This is a genomic window from Profundibacterium mesophilum KAUST100406-0324 (assembly GCF_009835145.1).
GTDB lineage: Bacteria > Pseudomonadota > Alphaproteobacteria > Rhodobacterales > Rhodobacteraceae > Profundibacterium > Profundibacterium mesophilum.
Map to the genome: position 1 here is coordinate 15146 of NZ_APKE01000036.1, position 18238 is coordinate 33383.

Sequence of the window (18238 nt, forward strand, 5' to 3'; positions counted from 1 at the left end):
CTGTCAAACCCAAAAGCGGCCCGCTCAGAGAAAATCGATATGCTCCGCGATCCCGGCAAGGGCGTAAATTCCGTCGAAGGAGAGGCTTTCGCCGCCGTCGAAGGCAAGCCGCGCCGCGCCCCACGGGCTGATTTCGCCATGCGCGGCGACGAGGGCCGCCGCGTTCTCGCCGCCGCTCCACAGCCGCGCATCGAGCAAGAGCCGGTCGCCGCCGCGCATGTCGAAATCCGAGATCCGGTCCCAGCCGTCGCCGGGGGCGAAGACGAAGGTGTCGGCGCCCCATTCACCGCGCATCGTGTCGGCGCCTCCGCCCCCGTGGAGCCTGTCGCCGCCGGCATTCCCGACGAGCAGGTCGCGGCCGCCGCCGCCGGACAGGGTGTCGTCGGCAGCTCCGCCCCCGAGGAAGTCGTCGCCGCTCTCGCCCTCGATCCGGTCCGGCTCGTTGCCGCCCCACAGGATGTCGGCGCCGCTGCCGCCGAAGATACGGTTCCAGCCACCCGTGCCGAAGACGAGATCGGTGCCGCCACCGGCAAATATGCGGTCCGCGCCGCCGTTCCCGGCCATCGTGTCGGCGCCGGCGCCTCCCTCGATCGTGTCATGCGCAGGGCCGCCCCAGAGCCGGTCGGCACCGGTGCCGCCGATGATCAGGTCCGCGCCGTCGTTCCCGAAGACGATGTCGCGCCCGTCGCCGCCAAGGATCGTGTCGGCCCCGTAGCCGCCGCCGAGCGTATCATTGCCGCCGCCACCCGCGACATGGTCGTCCCCGCGCAGGGCCCAGATTTCCTCGGAACGGCCGTCTCCGGTCAGAACGTCCCGGCCGGGCGTGCCGAATGTCTTGACGATGCGCGGTATATCGGACGTCTCGCCGTCTTGCGTCTCGCCATCCGTTCCGGCCGGGGGATCGGTCGCTTCCCCGCCCGTCTGGTCCGTTCCGCCCGGCGTAGAGGGCGGCTCGGTTTCGGTCGGCGGCTCCGACGGCGCGGGCAGCTCTGGCGGCGCGGGCGAGGCGGAAAGATTGCCCAGGATCAGGACCCGGTCCGGCGTTTCGAACCGGGTGCCGAAGAGGTCGTCGGTCGAAAGGCGTGCCCCGTCATGCGACAGCACCCGCAGCTCGAAGTCGCGATATTGAAGCCTGATCCCGCCGGCGAGCCCGTAGGTCTCGAGTTGCTCTGGCGCGCGCAGCATCGGCAGGTCGGACAGGTCGATACGGTCGCGCCCGGTCTCGAAATCGAGGATGCGCGCCCGCGTGGCGCCGCCGTCGATGACGAAGATGTCCCGCCCGCCGCCGCCGAGCATGTCGGTCGCCCCGGAACCCGCCGCGAGGATATCGTCGCCCCCGCCGCCGGAGAGGCGTCCGGAGCCCGCGATCATGTCGTCGCGGCCCGTCCCGGTGAACGTCCCCCGCGCGCCGCTGGAGCCGCGCAGCTCGCCGAGCCGCGACAGGTCGATCTCGAAGCGCGACAGGCCGTCCGCGGCCTGCGAGGAGACGAAGAGCTGGAAGCTCGCGCCGACCTCCATTGCCTCGATCGCCGTCACGGCATCAAGGCCCAGCCCGATGTCATGCGCGATGCTGCGCAGATGCACGAGCCGCCCGTCGCCCAGGAGCGAGAACAGGCTGAGCCCGTCATCGCCGCCACCCGCCGCCACGAGCGCGCCGCCATTGGGCAATTCCATGGCCGCGACCGCCTGCGCGGCGCCGAAGCGGGTCTCGCGCGTGTCGAGGACGTGGTCGGCGGCGTCCAGCGTGCCGTCATCCTCTACCCGCACGACGCTGAGCGAGCTGCTGGCGGCCGCCGCGACGATCGCCCAGCTGGCGCCATGCGCGGCCACGCTCGCCACGTCGGTCGGACGGCCGATCCCGAGCCCGTCACCCGCCCCGATCCGGTCGATAAAGACTGGCGCCGCGCCCGGCGTGCCGAAATGCCAGGCGCTCAGATCGCCGCTGCCGCTGTCGACGGCGAGCGCATGGACGGGCGCGCCGCCATGCGCGCGCGCCGCCCATTCCATCGCTGCGACCGAGTGCGGAACGGCGCCGGCATCCTCGCCGCGCGGCGCAAGGCGCAGGACGCTGCCGCCGGCCACGCTTGCGCCGAAACCGCCCGCATCGGCGAAATGGGCCGCGCCCTCGCCCGGTCTGGCATCGAGCATGGCAAGCACCGGCCCCGCCCCGAGGCCGGGCGTGGCGGTGCCGGGGATCATGCGGAAGGCGTGATCGATCTCGAGGGGGGTGATCCTGGAGCCGGCGAATACCAGGTCGAGCCCCCCGGGTCCCATGCCGACCGAAAGCTCTCCGGCCCCCGCCTCCGTATCCGTCCAGGCGAAACGCTCCACGTCGCGCAGGCGCGGGGCGGCGCCCTCCGTCAGGGTATAGCTGGCCAGTCCGCCGCCCGGCCCCGTGGCGGTGAAGAGATGGGCACGACCCTCGACCGCCACGCCCGCGAGCGAGCGGATGCCGATATCGACAGTGACGAAACCCGATCCGAATCGACCCTCGAACGTGATGTCCATGCTTGCCCCCGCACCTGAAACCGGGTGCAGGAATGTGCGGCGCACGGGGTGGGGGAGGGGACGCAATTCCGGCCAAAACGTGATCAACACTGCGGATTGACAGCGCAAAATTGACCTTCGCTTCAGACCTTGGCATTGGCGCGTTGCGCAGCGGATGCTACAACGCGGCGCGCAGAGCAAGGGGCGATGGTGTGAGATTTCTACTAGTAGGGGCGGGGCTTTCGGGTGCCGTGATCGGGCGGCAACTGGCCGAGGCGGGCCATGCCGTGAGCGTCATCGACAGCCGCGATCACGTCGCCGGCAACTGCCACACCGAGCGCTGTGCCGAGACGGGGGTGATGGTGCATGTCTACGGGCCGCACATCTTCCATACGGACGATGCGCAGGTCTGGGATTACGTCAATGCCCATGCCACCTTCCGTCCCTACAGGCACAGGGTGATGACCACGGCGCAGGACGCGGTCTATTCCCTGCCGGTCAACCTGCTGACGATCAACCAGTTCTATGGCCGGACCTTCCGCCCCGACGCGGCGCGCGCCTTCATCGCCGAGCAGGCCGACACCACGATCGCGCATCCGGCCAATTTCGAGGAGCAGGCCCTGCGTTTCGTCGGGCCCGACCTCTATGCCGCCTTCTTCAAGGGCTACACCGAGAAGCAGTGGGGCTGTGCGCCGACCGAACTGCCCGCCGAGATCCTCAAGCGCCTGCCGGTGCGCTTCAACTACGACGACAACTATTTCTTTCACAAGTTCCAGGGGATGCCCGAGGACGGCTACACCGCCATGGTCGCCTCGATCCTTGATCACCCCGGTATCGAGCTGCATCTCGGACGCCCCTATGACGCGGCCCTCGGGGCGGAGCATGACCATGTCTTCTGGTCGGGCCCGCTCGACGGCTGGTTCGACTACCGCCTCGGCCGGCTGGGCTACCGCACGCTCGATTTCGAGCGGTTCGAGGCGGAGGGCGACTACCAGGGATGCGCGGTGATGAATTTCGGCGATGCCGCGGTGCCGCAGACCCGGGTCACCGAGCACAAGCATTTCGCCCCCTGGGAGACGCATGAGCGCAGCGTGTGTTATCGCGAGACCAGCCGCGCGGCGGGTGAGGGCGACATTCCCTATTACCCGATCCGTCTCGTCAACGAGAAGGCGATGCTGGCGCGCTACGTGGAGCTGGCGCAGGCCGAGACGGGCGTGACCTTCGTGGGACGGCTCGGGACCTACCGCTACATCGACATGGACGTGACCATCCGCGAGGCGCTCGACACGGCGCAGGCGACGTTGCGTGCCGTGGCGTCGGGCGAGGCGCCCGCGCCCTTCAGCCGCCCGCCGCTCTGAGCGGGGCATAACGGAAAGGCAGTCGGATGCTCGCAATCGTCCATATCGGCGCGCCGAAGGCCGGCTCCACGGCGCTGCAGGAAACACTCAGGGCCAATCGCGGACGCCTCTGGTCGCAGGGAATCTTCGCCTTCGCGCCTCAATGGGGGCCCTTCGACAGGGCTCTTTCAGCGCGTTTCGCAAATCAGAACGAGCCGGTGATCCCGAACCTGCGCGACAAGTTCGCGACACCTGCCGCGATGCACCGCTGGAGCATGCGCAACTGGCAGGATCTCGAGCGGCGCGTGCACAAGAACCGCCCCGAGGTGACCATCCTCTCCTCGGAGCATTTCCTCGACCTCGCCGAGCCCGAGGCCCTCTACGGCGCGCTACGCACGATCTTCGACGAGATCGCCGTCATCTGCTACTTGCGCGATCCGGTCGCGCTTTATCCCTCGAAGATCAATCAGCAGATCCGCGACGGCTTGCGCCTCTCCCAGCTCGAGACGCCGGACGCGTTCGCCTATCGGCCCGCATCGCGGATCGAGGCCCATGTGCGGCTCGCGGATGCGGGGCGGATCGCGGTGCGCAATTTCGACCGTGCCAATCTGACGGGCGGCGACATCGTGCGCGACTTCTGCCAGCGCTGCGAGGCGATCATCGGCCGCCCGGTCGGGATGCCGCGCGTGCCCGAGCAGAGCAACGAGAGCCTGTGCGGCGCGGCGAGCGCGTGGCTGCTGGGGGTCAACGAGACCTTCGTGCCGGCCTATGCGAGCCTCGAGACGATCGCGGCGCGGCGCGGCGTGATCATGCGGCTGCGCGCCGATCCGGTGCTTGCGGAGTATCCGCGCCTGAAGCTGGACGATGCGCGGATGGCGCAGTGCATCAGGCGCAATGCCGCGCCGGTGATCGCCCATCACAACAGCGCCTATTTCACCGATCAGAAGCAGTGGCCGGAGGCTGCCGCAACTGTCGATCACGGCGGCGGGCCGGAGGATGCGCGCGCGCGGATGCGCGATTGGCTCTGGAGCTATGCCGATCCGCAGGCGCTGCGCCGCGTGATCGAGGTCGCGACCGCTGAACGCTGAGCGTGCCTTCTCAATCGACGCCGCTATGGGGCAATCGTCGGCCCATCACCCGCGCCACCGTCCGCTTGTCCGGGCGATCGCCAAGGAAGGCGAAAAGCGGCTCGAGAGCGGCGATGTCGGCGACGTAGTCGTCGTAATGCACCGCGATCGCGCGCTCGCCGAGCCGTTCCCGCATCCGCGCGAAACAGGCCTCGGCAATGTCCAGCTCGCGCTTGACGGCATCGGGGTCCATCGCCGCCCACCACCCCGAACGGGCGGTTGCCGCGTGATCGCGGGTGTTGAACACGAAGCGCGGATCGGGCACGAATCTGAGGATGAAGTCGAGATAGGCATCGAGATAACCGCCGCAGTGATGAAACCTGATTTCCTTGAAACCCGCAACGCGGGTTCCCGCTGGCGGCCGCAGGACATCCGCGAGAAAGGCACGCGCCATGGCCGCGCCGAAGGCCTCGGTGTCGACCGTCTCGGCGCCGTACCACGGATGGTCCGGTCCCGTCGTCTCGCCGGTGCGCCGCAGCCCCTGCACGGGCTCGGCGCCGACCAGGGCGTGCCAGGCGCGCGCGGCATGGAAAAGCGCGTTGTTGTTCTCGCCCCTGATGCAATAGCCCTCCAGCCCGTTCAGCAGGTTCTGCAACAGGGTCGATCCGGACCGTCCGTAGGTCACGATGATCACGTGCGACGGCGCGGTATCGAAGGCGGCGCCTTGCGACGGGACGGGATCGGCGGGCATGGGCGGTCTCCTGGGTCGGCGGCAAACGGCTTCTTCGGCCTTTACCCGCAGCCGGCCCCGTTCGACAAGCCGCGATGATCCCCGCTTCCCCAACACAGGCCGCGACGCCGGCGGTCACGCTGATCGTTCCGGTTCATGACGTGCAGGAGCACGTGGGCGCCTGCATCGCCAGCATCCGCGCGCAGGGCATGACCGATTTCGAGGTCATCGTGATCGATGACGGCTCCACCGATGACAGCCACAGGGCCGCGGTGACGGCGATCGGGTCAGATCCGCGCTTCAGGGTGATCCGGCAATCCAATGCCGGGCTTTCGGCGGCGCGCAATGTCGGGCTTTCGGCCGCGCGCGGCTCGGTGATCGGCTTCGTCGACAGCGATGACCGGATCGCGCCGGATTTCCTGGAGCGTATGTGCGCGGCGCTGGAGCGCAGCGGCGCCGACTGGGTGGCTTGCGCGGTGCGCTCGTGTCATCCGGACGGCTCGAGCGACGCGCACTCGGCGATCCATGGCGCGCCCGTGCCCGAAGGTCCGCCCAAGGGGCGGCTTATGCCGCTGGGGGATTGGTGTCAGATCATCCGCCACTACCCCTCGGCCTGGAACAAGCTCTACCGGCGCACCCTGATCGAGGGGCTGCGCTACGACGAGGGGACATGGTTCGAGGATCATGCCTTCTACTACCGCGCCGCCTGCCGGACCCATGCGATCATGCATCTGCCGCAGGCCCTCTACTGGCAGACGCGCGGGCGGCCCGGACAGATCACGGGGGCGGATGACGACCGGGTCTTCGAGCAGTTCGGCGTGCTCGAGACGCTGCATGGCATCATGGCCTCCTCCGGGCGGCCAAAGGCGCGCGAGGGCTTTGAACGCATCGCCTCGCGGCTCCTTTTCGAGCGCAGCACCGTTCTGGCCGATCCTGCGCGCCGCGCGGCCTTCGCGGCCGCGGGCCGGGATTATCTCGCGCGCCGCGACATGCGCTACGCTCCGGACTGGGATCCGGGTATCTCGCGGCTCTGGGGGCTGGAGATGGCGGGGGCCTGCGCGGTGACGGTGATCGTGGCGGCAAGCGATGCCGCGCCGGACGCGCTGCGTGCGACGCTGCGCGCCCTCGAAGACCCGCGGCTGCCCAACGCCGAGATCCTGTGCCTCGGAACGCCCCCTCGCTCCGTGCAAAGCGCGGATCCGCGCCTTCGCTGGGACGCCGGGGATGGCGAGACGGGCAGAGGGGATGCGATCCTGCGCGCCATGGCCCGCGCCGACGGGGCGCTCGTCACCGTGCTGCAACCTGGCGATCTGCTGCCGGCGGCGGCGCTGCATGCGCGGGCGGAGGCGATGCTGCGCCTCGATGCCGATTTGGGATATTCCGACTTCCATTTCGGCCCGCGGGGCGATCTCTATCACGACGGGCTGCACGTGCCTGGCTTGGCCGCGCAATGCCCGGCCTGGCAGGCGCGAAGGATGCGCCCGGTCGAGATCGCCGCGCTTCACCTGCGCCCGCTCGGCAAGGTCTTCGCGGCATCCGCCCTGCGCGGTCTGCTCGGGGATGAGCGCAATGCCCCGCAGACCTGGACCGCGCTCGTCATCGCCGCCGCGGCGCGGGCGGAACGTGCCGTGCGCTTCGAGGACGGAATGCCGCACGCCGCTGCGCAGGCCCCCCCGGATGCGCATCCGGGCGATCCGGCGCGGCTTGCACGGCAGATCGCCCTCATCGACGTGCCGGGCGGCCGGCTGCCGGCCGGGTGGCGGCGCCGGCTCTACCTGCGGGCGCTTCGCGAAGCTCTCTCCGGCCACTCGGGACGTCTGGCGCGTCTCGGGCTCGCCCTGCGCTACAGGGCGGCGTGGCGGGCCGAGCAGCGCTTGCAGGCCATGGGCGCGCTCGACCCCGATATAGGCCCGCGCCTCGCATGGCTCTTCACCCCGCCGCGCCCTCGTGGCATGGACGCGCGGGACGGGCGGGGGCCCGATGGTGCCGAAGAGGAGAGTTGAATGCGCGCGCTCGAGGTCAGGCAAGGCGCCACGGTCCGCTATCATGCGCGGTTCGACACGCTGCCCTATGCCAATATCTCGTTCTTCACCCCGCGCGGTCCGGGCGGGGATATTCCGTTCCATCTCTCGCTGCGTGCCGAGACGGGGCGTGCCGTGTGCAACACGCGGGCCGGCGGGTCATGGGGGCGCGAGATCGGCGCGCGCGTGCAATTCGCACCGGGTGGCACCGAGGTCGAGATCCGCCTGACGCCCCGAGGCGCCGAGGTCCGTCTCGACGGCGTTCTCGTCTTCTCTTTGCCCGGCCCGCTTCTCGGCGGCTCGAAGGGCGGTCTTGCGCGGCTCGCCGCGCGCGGGCGGTTCGCCGGCTGCGGCGACATCGCGATGTTCGAGCATACGGGCGGCATCTTGGGGGCCGACGTGATCATCGGGCTGCCGGCTGACAGCACGTCTCCTGCGGCTGGAAAGATCGCCCTGACGCGTCGGATCGAGCTTCTGGCCCGCTATTCCCCGCCACATGGTGCTGATGCGCCGGGGCTCTGGTATCTTGCCGCCGGCGGCGTGATGACGCCGTGCGAGACGCTCGATATCCGTCCCGCGGGCGCAAGGGGCGGCCATGTCATCGAGGCCGCCTTTCCGGGCCGGGTCTGGTGCGATGGCGCGGATGGCGCGGGCGGGGCGCTGCGGCTCGAGCTTCGGGGCCTTGTTGACGGCACGCCGCTCGCCCGGCGCCTGCTCGATCCGGCGCAACTGGCCGTGCATATCGAGGAAATCCTGGCCGCTCACGACCTGCGTGCCGATCCCTACGCGGCAATGCAGCTTCTCGAGCATCTGCGGTTCTCCGGTGCGGGGCGCCTTCTTGGCCCCGAGGCACGCCGGGCCGCTGCCCGGATCGCGGAGCGTTTCAGGCTGCACGCCTTCCTCGGCACAGCGCTGGATGGCGGGGCCGGTGAGGGCACCTCGAGACAGGGCGAACTTGCCGCCGTTGCTGCGAACCCTTCCCTGGACGGCGCCGAGGTGGCCCCTGCCGATCCGGTTCGCGCCGCCCATGCCGCGTTCTCGCGCAAGATGCGGGCCGAGCCGGACTGCGATCTGACGGCGCTTTTGTGGGAGACATGCGCGCCGCTTGCCAAGGAGGACAGGATCGGCCTCGTCCTGGCGCTGAGCGAGGTCTTTTGCGATGCAGGCAAGGCGGAGGCCCTGGTCCGCGCGGCCCGCCAGATGGAGCTTGCGATGCCGGAGCCCGTCGGCGCGCCCTGGCACGATTCGGCCCTGCTGCCGTTCCTGCTCCTTTCGGGACGGGCAGGCGATGTCGCCCCGGCGATCGGCGGGCTCGACGGGACAGAGGGCTGGATCGTCACGCCAGCCCTTGGCTGGACGGTGCGCCGGGCGCTCGCCGATGGCGCGCTCGGCAATGACACGCGCGAGGCGATCGTTCTGGCGGGCCTCGATTTCCTGCGGCGCGAGGCGCGGGATTACTGGGGCCGCAGCGCTTGCGCGTCGATGATCGAGATGTCGGTCGCCCTTCTGTCGGGTGGGCCTCTGTTGCCGGACGCATTGCGCGCATCCTTGCCCGCCGCGCTCGTCGCGGTGCATGGAGGCTCGCGCAGCTTCTGGGACCGTCTTGCCATGGACAGCGGCGGGGCGGCGCCCGAACTGGCGGCGGCACGCGCGGCTTTCGAGGCCCTTGACGGGCCGGAGGGCGAGGAGATGGACGGCTTGCGGGCGCGCACCCGCCGCGCCGGTGCCTTGCGCGTTCTCGGCCGGGCGGGCCTTGTCGATGCGGACCGGTTGCAGCGCGAGTTTCTTGGCCCCGCCGGCTGTGCCGCTCCCGATCCGGCACCCGCCGATCTGCTGGGCGAGGGGATCGATCCCGGCGAGGCGGCGATCCGGCACATGGCGTTTCCGCGCGGTTCCGGCGGTACGGCGGGCGCACCGCGTCTCGCGCCCGTCGCGGCCGCGGCGATGCCCGCATGCTACCCCGAGATCCCGCAGGCGCCGCGCGCCGCGCTGCAGCGGCGGGCAAGCCGTGGGTGCAGTGCGCTTCATGCGAGGGTCTCGGCGGGCGGCCTGCCGCCCGGACCCGAAGAGATCGAGACGATCGCCGATATGCTGGCGGCCTTGTCGGGCCGGGATTCGCGGTTCATCGGCTTCGCGATGGCGCTTGGCCTCTTCCGCGCCCTGGCCGCGGCGGACGTACTGGACGCGGCGGAGCGGCTGGCCGGACGTATCGAGCGGATGCTCACCGCTCTGCCGGCCGATGATCGCGGTGCGCTGCGATCGGCTCCGGCGCTGCGCATGGCGCTGGCCCCCGTGGCACGGATCGCGGCCCATGCGGCGGGGCGCGCTGACGGAACCGGACTGCATGCCGCGGGCCGTCTGTGCGATCTGCTGGGTCTGCCCGCGGGCGGCCTTCCGACCTTGGCGCAGGGACAGGCCCAAGGGCGGGACCAAAGACACACGCATCATGCGCCCGCGAGCGCGTCGCCGCTTTTCGACACGATCGTCATCGTCTTTTCCTGCAGGCCCAATCTCGACACGCGGGTCGAGGCGATGCGCGGCGGCTGGCTCAAGGCGCTCTCCCGGCTCGGCATTCCCTATCTCGTCGTGGTGGGCAACGGCGATGGCCGGATCGAGGGCGATGTCCTCGCACTCGATGCGCCGGACGATTACGAGGGACTGCCGCAAAAGACCCTCGCCGCGATCGACTGGGTCCACACGCAGACCGATTTCGCCTATATGCTCAAGATCGACGACGACTGCTTCCTGGAGCCGTCCACTTTCTTTCACGCGCAAAGCTACCGCAAGTTCGACTATTACGGGCGCGTGCTGCGGCGCGTGCAGGGCGAGATGGATCGCGGTTGGCATACCGGCAAGTCGCGCAGCACGCGCGGCCGCCTAGAGCTCGACAAGTCACCCGAACCCTCGCTCTACGCAGATGGCGGCTCGGGCTACACGCTGAGCCGCGATGCGATGGCGGCGGCCCTCGACGCCGCGCGCGGCCCTGCCGGCCGGCAACTGGTCCGCGTCTCCTTCATGGAGGACAAGCTGCTCGGCGATCTGCTGGCGCTGCGCGGAATCGCACCTGCGCAGGAGGATTACCGGATTGCCATCCGCCGCCGCACGGCACCCGGCATCCGCCCCGTTTCCCTGTGGGTCAACGGCTTCGATGCGAGCCTCGCGGCACCGGTCGCGCTCGTCCATCTCGACGGCGCCGAAGGGCAGGCGGCGGCGATGGAGACGCGCGAGGCGCCCAGGCTGACCCCGTCCAAGATCTGGCCCAGTTACCAGCCCGTGCGCCTCGGCTACCAGAGCAACGCGCTCGAGCTGGTGGGTGACGCCTCCAAGGTCGAGGCTTTGCGGAACGCCCCCGTCGCGGTGGTGGCCTGCATGCGCAACGAGATGTTCATGTTGCCGCATTTCCTCGACCATTACCGCCGGCAAGGGGTCACGGCCTTCGCGATCGCCGATAATCTCTCCGATGACGGCAGCCTCGAATATCTCGCCGACCAAGAAGATGTCGCGCTTTTCTCGGTCGATACCGATTACCGCCTGTCGCATTACGGTGTCGCGTGGCAACAGGCGATGCTCTCGGCGTTCCGGGTCGGAAAATGGTCACTGATCGCGGATGCGGACGAATTGGCGATCTGGAGCGAGGAGGGCGCCGATGCCTCGCTGCCGGAGCTGCTGGCCGGGCCGGATTTCGCGGATGCCGATGCCGCCCGTCTCTTCATGCTCGACATGTATCCCGAAGGCCCCCTCTCGCAGGCCGATTTCGCGGAGGGCCCCTTCACGCAAGCCTTCCATGTCGACCGTGAGCCCTTTCTGACCGACTGGCCGGGACGCGGGCCCTACGCCAACATGCCTACCTGGACGAGCGCCCTGAGGCACAGGCTGATCCCCGGCTCGCGCCCCGATCTCTTCGTCGCCCAGAAAATCGCCCTTCTGCGCTATCACCCCTCGATGCGGCTCTCGGCGGGGCTGCATTTCGCGGCGGATCTGCGCCTTTCCCCGCGCGAGCTCTTCTTCGCGCATTTCAAGTATAATGCCGACTTCCATCGCAAGGCGCAGGCGGAGGTCGCGCGCCGGCAGCATTTCAATGATGCGGAGGAATACCGCTCCTACCTCGCGCTTGCTGCCGAAGGGCGCGAGCGACTCCACGATCCGGCCATCTCCGTGCCCTGGATGCAATGCGATTTCGTCAGGCGGCGCCTCGGCTGACATCGTCGCCGCGATGATCGGGCGCGCGGTAGAGCGCCAGCAACTCCTGAAGATGCGCTTCCATGCCGACAGGGGCCATGGCGTTGCGCCAATAGGCATCGATGTCGATCCCGCCTTCCAGGAGAGCGGCGATCCGAGCCGCGAAACTGGCCGCGTCGCCCGCTCGGAAAACCATCGAAGGGGTGTTGCCAAGCTCCTGCGCGCCGCCAAGGTCGGATGTCAGGAGGGGAATGTGCCGCGCATGCATCTCGATCGCCACCTGTGGCAGGTTGTCCTCCCACTGCACCGGCACGAGCCCGACATCGACATCCGACAGGATCGCATCGAGATTGTCATGACCGTAGCCGTCGAGATGCACCAGCTGCGCAAGGCGGGGCGCCAGCCGCGACAGCCGCGCCACATCCGCCGCCGCTCCGCGCGCGGCCACCGTGAGGCGGATCCGGGCGGCCATCTCGGCCGGCATCGCCTCGAGCGCGTCGAGCAGGAAGAAGAAGCCCTTGTCGCGGCGCATGTAACCCAGGTAGCCCAGATGGAGCGTGCCGTCGGCACGGGGCAAGGCGCCGCGCGGCTCGGTCCGCTCGAAGCGGTCCGCCTGGCGCGTGCCGATGTAGAGCGTGCGCAGCAGCTCCGGAGCGATCCCGTAGCGCGCGGCGACTTCGGCCACGCGGTCGGACACGCACAGGATGCCGTCGCAATGCGCGTTGATCAGGGTGACCATCTCGGCACGGCGCTTCGCGAATTCCTCCGCCGACCGGCACGCGGCCGCGGGCGTCTCGCCTGACCTCGGGGGGGCGTTGCGGGCAAGGCGCATGCGGCCGATCGCCTTCACGGCACGTCGCCCGACCCCCATCGCGCCGCGGAATCCCAGGTCGAAGGCGCGCGTGCCGGGGCGCAGCCCGCGCCGCTTGAGCATGTAGGCCAGGCCGTTTGCCGCGCGCACCAGGCGCTCGTCGGGCTTAACCGGCAGGCAGACCGTGCATTTGTGGCCGGCATCGAAGTCCACGCAGTTCTCGGCCTCGCGGTGCCACAGGTTCACCTGCGGGCAGACCGGGTAGTAGTTGTGCAGGCTGAGAAGGATCTTGGTGCGGGGCCATTCGCGCTTCAAGCTCAGCACGTCGGCGGGGAGACCTTCGAGATTGTGGAAATGGATGACATCATAGGGACCCGTGGCCGCGACGAAGTCGAGGAACACGTCGCGGGTCGGCGGATGGGTGAGCTGCGCGGGATTTCCGAAGGACATGTGCGATGGCGCCAGCGTTCCCGAATTGACGATCTCGTAGCGCATGCCGCGATCCTCGTGCGGCCCGTGGGCGATCGGCTCCCAGCGGGGCGCGCGGCGCAAAGGGTCGTAGGAAACCCCCGAGGACAGGAACGTGGCATCGACATCACCGCGCGCGCCCAACGTTTCCATCAGATTGCGCAGGTAGACGGTGACGCCCCCGCCGCGCTTCTCGTCATCGCGGTAATCGACCCAGTTGTAGACGAGGACCCTCATATGCGGGTCAGGGCGGCTTCGAGGGCCGCGATCCGCGCCTCGAGCTCATCGACGCGCGGCTTGTTCACGCGCTGGCGGTGGCGCAGGAATTCCGACAGGACGAAGCCGAGCAGGAGGACGCTCTCCGTCTGTTCCTTGGGGCGGGCCTGCGGCAGGCTGCCGGCGAAACGCTCGACAGGGACGCTCGAGCCGGGGAGATCGGCGATCCAGTCGAGCCCTTCCTGGGCCAGCGCGCGCGCGCGGCTCATGCCGCGGGGCGTTTCGGCGGCATCCTGCGCGGCGATGAAGGCCTGTGCCTGGGCTCGTGCCGCGCGCAGGACAGGCCGTTCCAGGCCGGAATTTTGCAGCACGCGCATCAGCTCGACCAGCCGGTCGTCGAGACGGGGATTGTGATCGAGCGGACCGGGCGCCAGCTTGTCCGGCAGCTCGATCCCCAGAAACGTGAAGAAATCCCGGTGGAGGCTCGCCGGATCGGACGCATCGCGCAGGTAGGGCCGGATCGTCACGTCAGAGGCGCCAAGCATCCGCACCCAAGGCACGAGCGCGCGGCGGTAATCGTAATGGATTTCCTCGATCTCGCCATTCACGGCCGTCTCCAACTCCGAGATCGGCATCTCGAGCTTGATGAGCTGGTTGTACCACGAGGAGAGATGCTCGGCGGGCGGACGCAGGTAGCAGACCGCCTTGACCTCGATCCCCTCGGGGCGGGCATCCAGGATATCCGCGAGAATGCGCTCCGCCCCCTCGAACTGGCCGATCCGCATGAATTCCTCGGAGCTGATCAGGGTTTGCGGCGTCCGCGAGGCGCGCACCTGCTTGAAAAGCTGCTGCCACATGTCTTCGGGCGGAAGCGGCTTGTCGTAGCCATGCATGAGGCTTCTGACGCCGGCGGCGCGCAGCACCGAGAAGGCGTAGTCCGAATGCTTGCAATTCTCGCAGAAGGGCTTGGGATACTTGATGCCGCGCGAGGCCAGGAACCGCCGGTTCTCGGAGGCGAAGACCTGCAGCGCGGTGGTGCCCGTCTTGTAGTGGCCGATATGGATGATCAGGGTCTTGGACATGTCGCCGGTGTCACGCTCGTCTCGGGGCAGGGGCAGGCGACCCGGAAGGGGCCAGCGGTTTGGCGGGGCGGGTTCCGGCGGAAGCGGGCCCGGCGTGATGCGGCTCGGCACCTGCCGAGGCGCGCCCGGGGGGTGCCGATCCGGCCGCGGAAGTGGCGCGCACTATGATGCAGGACAGGGCCGGGTGCAAGATGCCTGATGCGGCGCCGCCACCCGGCCCGGGCGAAGGCCGATCGAACCATTGCAAGGCGCGCCCCGGACGCATAACCCGGGTTCCGGGTGCAACCATATCGGAACGGAACCATGGACCGGATGAAAATCGCAGTCGCCGGCATCGGCTATGTCGGCCTGTCAAACGCCGTTCTCTTGGCCCAGCACAACCGGGTGCGTGCACTCGATGTCGATCCGGCCCGCGTTGAGCGGCTGAACGCGAAGCTCTCGCCGATCGTCGATCCCGAGATCGAGGCCTATCTCGCTGAGAAACCGCTGGACCTGACGGGGACGACCGATCCGGCCGAGGCCTTCGAGGATGCCGATTACGTCATCGTCGCCACGCCCACGAATTACGACCCGCAGACCAATTACTTCGACACGTCCTCGGTGGAGGAGGTGACGCGGATGGTCCTGTCGTGCAATGACAGCGCGACGATCGTGATCAAGTCAACGATCCCCGTGGGCTTCACCGAGCGCCTGTCGCGCGAGCTGAACACCGACAGGGTGATCTTCAGCCCCGAATTCCTGCGCGAGGGGCAGGCCCTGCACGACAACCTGCATCCCTCGCGCATCGTCGTCGGCGAGCAGAGCGCGCGCGCGCGCCTCTTCGCCGAGCTGCTGCGCCAGGGCGCGCTGGCCAGCGATATCGACGTGCTGCTGACCGATCCCTCGGAAGCCGAGGCGATCAAGCTCTTCGCCAACACCTTCCTCGCGATGCGCGTCGCCTTCTTCAACGAACTCGACAGCTACGCGCTCGCCCACGGGCTCAACTCGCGCCAGATCATCGACGGCGTCTGCCTCGATCCGCGCATCGGGTCGCATTACAACAACCCCTCCTTCGGATACGGCGGCTATTGCCTGCCCAAGGATACCAAGCAGCTCCTGGCCAATTACAACCAGGTGCCCCAGAACCTCATGCGCGCCGTGGTCGATGCGAACCGCACGCGCAAGGATTTCGTCGCGGACCGGATCATCGCGCTGCAACCGCGGCGGGTCGGCATCTACAGGCTGGTCATGAAATGGGGGTCGGACAATTTTCGCCAAAGCTCGATCCAGGGGATCATGAAGCGGATCAAGGCCAAGGGGATCGAGGTCATCGTCTACGAGCCGGCAATGCGCGAGACGGAATTCTTCGGCTCGAGGGTCGTCGGGGATCTCGATGCCTTCAAGCGCGAGGCGGATGTGATCGTGGCCAACCGCCGCGCGCCGGAATTGTCCGATGTCGCCGAGAAGATATTCACCCGCGACCTCTTCGGCGCGAACTGAGCCCGGCGGCGCCCGCCGGGTGCCGCCTCGTCAGCGCCAGCGCCCGATCGCGGTCAGTCGCAGCGTCTCCTGCGGGCCGCCGGGAGCGGTTGGGGCACCCGTGTCGCCCAGCCTGACCGACCAGCTCTGCACCGCCGCGCGGCCCGCGAGAATCCGGATGTTCGGCAATTCGATCGCGACATGCGGCGCCGCGCTCAGGTGACTGGCGCTGACCGCCGGGTCGGCCGAGAAATCCGCGGGAAAGGGGAAATCCTGCAACTGCGCCGAGGATACGTCGATCGCCGCGTCGGCGTGGCAGATGAGCGTTCCGTCGGCGAAACGCACGAACGTTCCCGCTGCCGTCTCGCCCCGCTCGATCACACCGCCGCTGACCTGCGCGCCATCCATCGCCACGGGCGCCAGAAGATTGCCGGGACAATAGCCGTAATCGGCCCGCATCAGCTTGCCCGGTGCGACATCCGACGGATTGCCCTGAACGCCCGCACCTCCGAACCGTGCCGCCTCGAGTGCGGGGGCGGAGAGGGTGCCGTCCTCCGGCGCGACCCTGAGCGCGGTGGTCCATGACGCGCCATCCGCGCTGACCTTGACCGACAGGGCCTCCTCACCGGCGAGGCCGATCTCGGCGCGCCCCGAAAAGCCGCTCTGGAAGAGCAGGCTGGCGGTGTCCTGCGGCGCGGCCTTGTTGATCTTCAGGCGGTGATCCGCGCCGGCATGGCTCAGAAGGCTCGCATCACTCGCGACGGCGAGCCGGTTGACCGGATCATGGGCCGTGCCGATGCCCAGGCCGTCCAGGTTGTCGGTCTCGATCTCGGCGGGCGCGAGCGCGCGCCAGGCCGCCTGCGAGAAGACCAGGAGCCGCCCGGCGCTGCGGTCATAGGCGCGCCAGCCGTCGCGCGGCAGATGGAAGACCCATCCTCCCGCGATGAATGCCGCAAGCTGGCCGCCATGGCCCTCCCACGCGCCCACCGGCGCCGCACCGAGCGCATAGACGGACCCCGGCGCAGGCGCATCGGGGGCGGCCAGGGCATCGACGGCTTCGAGCGTGAGTTGAACGAGGTGGTCGAGCATGACCAGCGCCTCGTTATGGGTGACGTGTTTCTGGGCCTGGGAGGGCTGCAGCAGCGGGAGGGACAGCTGTGGAGAGATCGAGGACATGACGGCTCCTTGGTGGATGGTGATGCGCGAGCTTCCCGCGCGGGGTTGAAGGAGACCTGACATGCGCGCGCGCATGGGGGCTGATCCGCGCAACGGGCGCCGCCCGGCAGTGACGCGGCGATGCCGATTGCGGCGCAGAGCCGGGACCTCTACCAGACTTGCATGGGGGTTTCGGAACCCGGTCCTCCCGCCCGTGCCTTGCAAGGAGAAGAAGATGCGTGCTGTCCTGTGTGAAAGCTTCGGCCCGCCCGAAACGCTCGTGCTGCGCGAGATCGACGATCCGCAGCCCGGTCCCGGCGAGGTGCAGATCGCGATCGAGGCCTGCGGCGTCAATTTTCCCGACACGCTGATCATCGAGGGAAAGTACCAGTTCCGCCCCGACCCGCCCTTCATCCCGGGCGGCGAGGTGTCGGGCACGGTCGCGAAGCTCGGAGCGGGTGTCGAGGGCGTCGCGATCGGGCAGAAGGTCATGGCCATGTCGCTGCATGGCGGCTTCGCGCAGAAGATCGTGATGCCGGCGGATGCGCTGCTGCACCGTCCCGAGGGGATGCCGGGCGAGATCGCCGCCGGTTTCACGATGACCTACGGCACCTCGATGCACGCGCTGCGTCAACGCGCGGATTTGCAACCCGGCGAGACGCTCCTGGTGCTCGGCGCGGGCGGCGGGGTCGGTCTTGCCGCAGTCGAGATCGGCAAGGCGATGGGCGCCACGGTGATCGCGGCCGCCTCCTCCGCCGAGAAGCTCGCGGCGGCGCAGAAAGCCGGCGCCGACCACCTCGTCGACTACGCCGCCGACGATCTGCGCGGAAGGATCGCGCAGATTTGCGGTAAGAAGGGCGTCGATGTCGTCTATGACCCCGTCGGCGGCCCGGTCTTCGAGCAGGCCCTGCGCTCCACCGCGTGGCGCGGCCGGGTGCTGGTGGTTGGCTTTGCCTCGGGTGACATTCCCAAGGTGCCGGCCAATCTCGCGCTGCTCAAGGGGTGTGCCATCGTCGGCGTGTTCTGGGGTGATTTCCGCCGCCGCGAGACCGCGCTCGACAACGCCAATTTCGATCAGCTCTTCGCCTGGTATGCCGAAGGCCGCCTGCATCCGCATGTCAGCCGGGCCTTGCCGCTCGCACAGGCGGGCGAGGCGTTGACCGCGCTTGCGGAGCGCCGCGCGGTCGGCAAGATCGTCCTGACCGCCGGCGCCTGAACGCGCCCGCC

At 69.0% G+C, this 18238-nt stretch carries 11 protein-coding genes; 6 read left to right on the top strand and 5 right to left on the bottom strand.

Going from position 1 to position 18238, the window contains the following annotated elements:
- Positions 1 to 24: 24 nt before the first annotated feature.
- On the bottom strand, positions 25 to 2508 hold the full coding sequence (locus PMES_RS14685) for a calcium-binding protein (RefSeq protein WP_159966485.1): 2484 nt from the start codon (positions 2506 to 2508) through the stop codon (positions 25 to 27).
- Positions 2509 to 2699: 191 nt separating this feature from the next.
- On the opposite strand from PMES_RS14685, the gene glf reads away from it, so the two are divergent.
- Together glf and PMES_RS14695 are read left to right on the top strand one after the other, a co-directional pair.
- A complete protein-coding gene (gene glf, locus PMES_RS14690; protein ID WP_159966486.1) occupies positions 2700 to 3845 on the top strand; it encodes a UDP-galactopyranose mutase in 1146 nt (381 codons plus the stop codon).
- A gap of 26 nt (positions 3846 to 3871) precedes the next feature.
- Positions 3872 to 4912, top strand: a complete 1041-nt coding sequence (locus tag PMES_RS14695) for a hypothetical protein (protein ID WP_159966487.1) — start codon at positions 3872 to 3874, stop codon at positions 4910 to 4912.
- Between the two features lie 10 nt (positions 4913 to 4922).
- On the opposite strand, the gene PMES_RS14700 is transcribed toward PMES_RS14695, so the two are convergent.
- On the bottom strand, positions 4923 to 5642 hold the full coding sequence (locus PMES_RS14700; protein ID WP_159966488.1) for a sulfotransferase: 720 nt from the start codon (positions 5640 to 5642) through the stop codon (positions 4923 to 4925).
- A 74-nt stretch (positions 5643 to 5716) separates the two neighbouring features.
- Here PMES_RS14700 and PMES_RS14705 point away from each other — a divergent pair, with 74 nt between their 5' ends.
- Together PMES_RS14705 and PMES_RS14710 are read left to right on the top strand one after the other, a co-directional pair.
- Positions 5717 to 7624 carry a glycosyltransferase family 2 protein gene (locus PMES_RS14705; RefSeq protein ID WP_159966489.1) on the top strand — a complete coding sequence of 636 codons (1908 nt, stop codon included), beginning with the start codon at positions 5717 to 5719 and terminating at the stop codon, positions 7622 to 7624.
- Positions 7625 to 11842: a glycosyltransferase family 2 protein gene (locus tag PMES_RS14710; protein WP_159966490.1), complete on the top strand. Its 4218-nt coding sequence runs from the start codon at positions 7625 to 7627 to the stop codon at positions 11840 to 11842. It abuts the gene before it with no gap.
- Here PMES_RS14710 and PMES_RS14715 read toward each other — a convergent pair.
- Entirely contained in the window at positions 11823 to 13337 is a 1515-nt protein-coding gene (locus PMES_RS14715) for a glycosyltransferase (RefSeq protein ID WP_159966491.1), read from the bottom strand. The genes PMES_RS14710 and PMES_RS14715 overlap by 20 nt on opposite strands.
- Positions 13334 to 14398 (bottom strand): sulfotransferase family protein, encoded by a 1065-nt coding sequence (locus PMES_RS14720; RefSeq protein ID WP_159966492.1) that lies wholly within the window; start codon positions 14396 to 14398, stop codon positions 13334 to 13336. Before PMES_RS14720 ends, PMES_RS14715 begins: the two co-directional genes overlap by 4 nt.
- Positions 14399 to 14710: 312 nt before the next feature.
- On the opposite strand from PMES_RS14720, the gene PMES_RS14725 reads away from it, so the two are divergent.
- Positions 14711 to 15877 (top strand): nucleotide sugar dehydrogenase, encoded by a 1167-nt coding sequence (locus tag PMES_RS14725; protein ID WP_159966493.1) that lies wholly within the window; start codon positions 14711 to 14713, stop codon positions 15875 to 15877.
- Between the two features lie 30 nt (positions 15878 to 15907).
- Here PMES_RS14725 and PMES_RS14730 read toward each other — a convergent pair whose 3' ends face one another.
- On the bottom strand, positions 15908 to 17095 hold the full coding sequence (locus PMES_RS14730) for a DUF2793 domain-containing protein (protein WP_159966494.1): 1188 nt from the start codon (positions 17093 to 17095) through the stop codon (positions 15908 to 15910).
- A 151-nt stretch (positions 17096 to 17246) separates the two neighbouring features.
- Between PMES_RS14730 and PMES_RS14735 the strand changes: the two genes are divergently transcribed.
- On the top strand, positions 17247 to 18227 hold the full coding sequence (locus PMES_RS14735) for an NADPH:quinone oxidoreductase family protein (RefSeq protein ID WP_159966495.1): 981 nt from the start codon (positions 17247 to 17249) through the stop codon (positions 18225 to 18227).
- The last annotated feature ends 11 nt before the right edge of the window (positions 18228 to 18238 follow it).

Excerpts from the sequence above, each read along its gene's own strand:
- PMES_RS14715 (WP_159966491.1), bottom strand. The coding sequence starts at position 13,337 with ATGAGGGTCCTCGTCTACAACTGGGTCGATTACCGCGATGACGAGAAG.
- PMES_RS14735 (WP_159966495.1), top strand. The coding sequence starts at position 17,247 with ATGCGTGCTGTCCTGTGTGAAAGCTTCGGCCCGCCCGAAACGCTCGTG.
- PMES_RS14700 (WP_159966488.1), bottom strand. The coding sequence starts at position 5,642 with ATGCCCGCCGATCCCGTCCCGTCGCAAGGCGCCGCCTTCGATACCGCG.
- PMES_RS14720 (WP_159966492.1), bottom strand. The coding sequence starts at position 14,398 with ATGTCCAAGACCCTGATCATCCATATCGGCCACTACAAGACGGGCACC.
- PMES_RS14725 (WP_159966493.1), top strand. The coding sequence starts at position 14,711 with ATGAAAATCGCAGTCGCCGGCATCGGCTATGTCGGCCTGTCAAACGCC.
- PMES_RS14685 (WP_159966485.1), bottom strand. The coding sequence starts at position 2,508 with ATGGACATCACGTTCGAGGGTCGATTCGGATCGGGTTTCGTCACTGTC.
- PMES_RS14695 (WP_159966487.1), top strand. The coding sequence starts at position 3,872 with ATGCTCGCAATCGTCCATATCGGCGCGCCGAAGGCCGGCTCCACGGCG.
- PMES_RS14730 (WP_159966494.1), bottom strand. The coding sequence starts at position 17,095 with ATGTCAGGTCTCCTTCAACCCCGCGCGGGAAGCTCGCGCATCACCATC.
- PMES_RS14705 (WP_159966489.1), top strand. The coding sequence starts at position 5,717 with ATGATCCCCGCTTCCCCAACACAGGCCGCGACGCCGGCGGTCACGCTG.
- PMES_RS14710 (WP_159966490.1), top strand. The coding sequence starts at position 7,625 with ATGCGCGCGCTCGAGGTCAGGCAAGGCGCCACGGTCCGCTATCATGCG.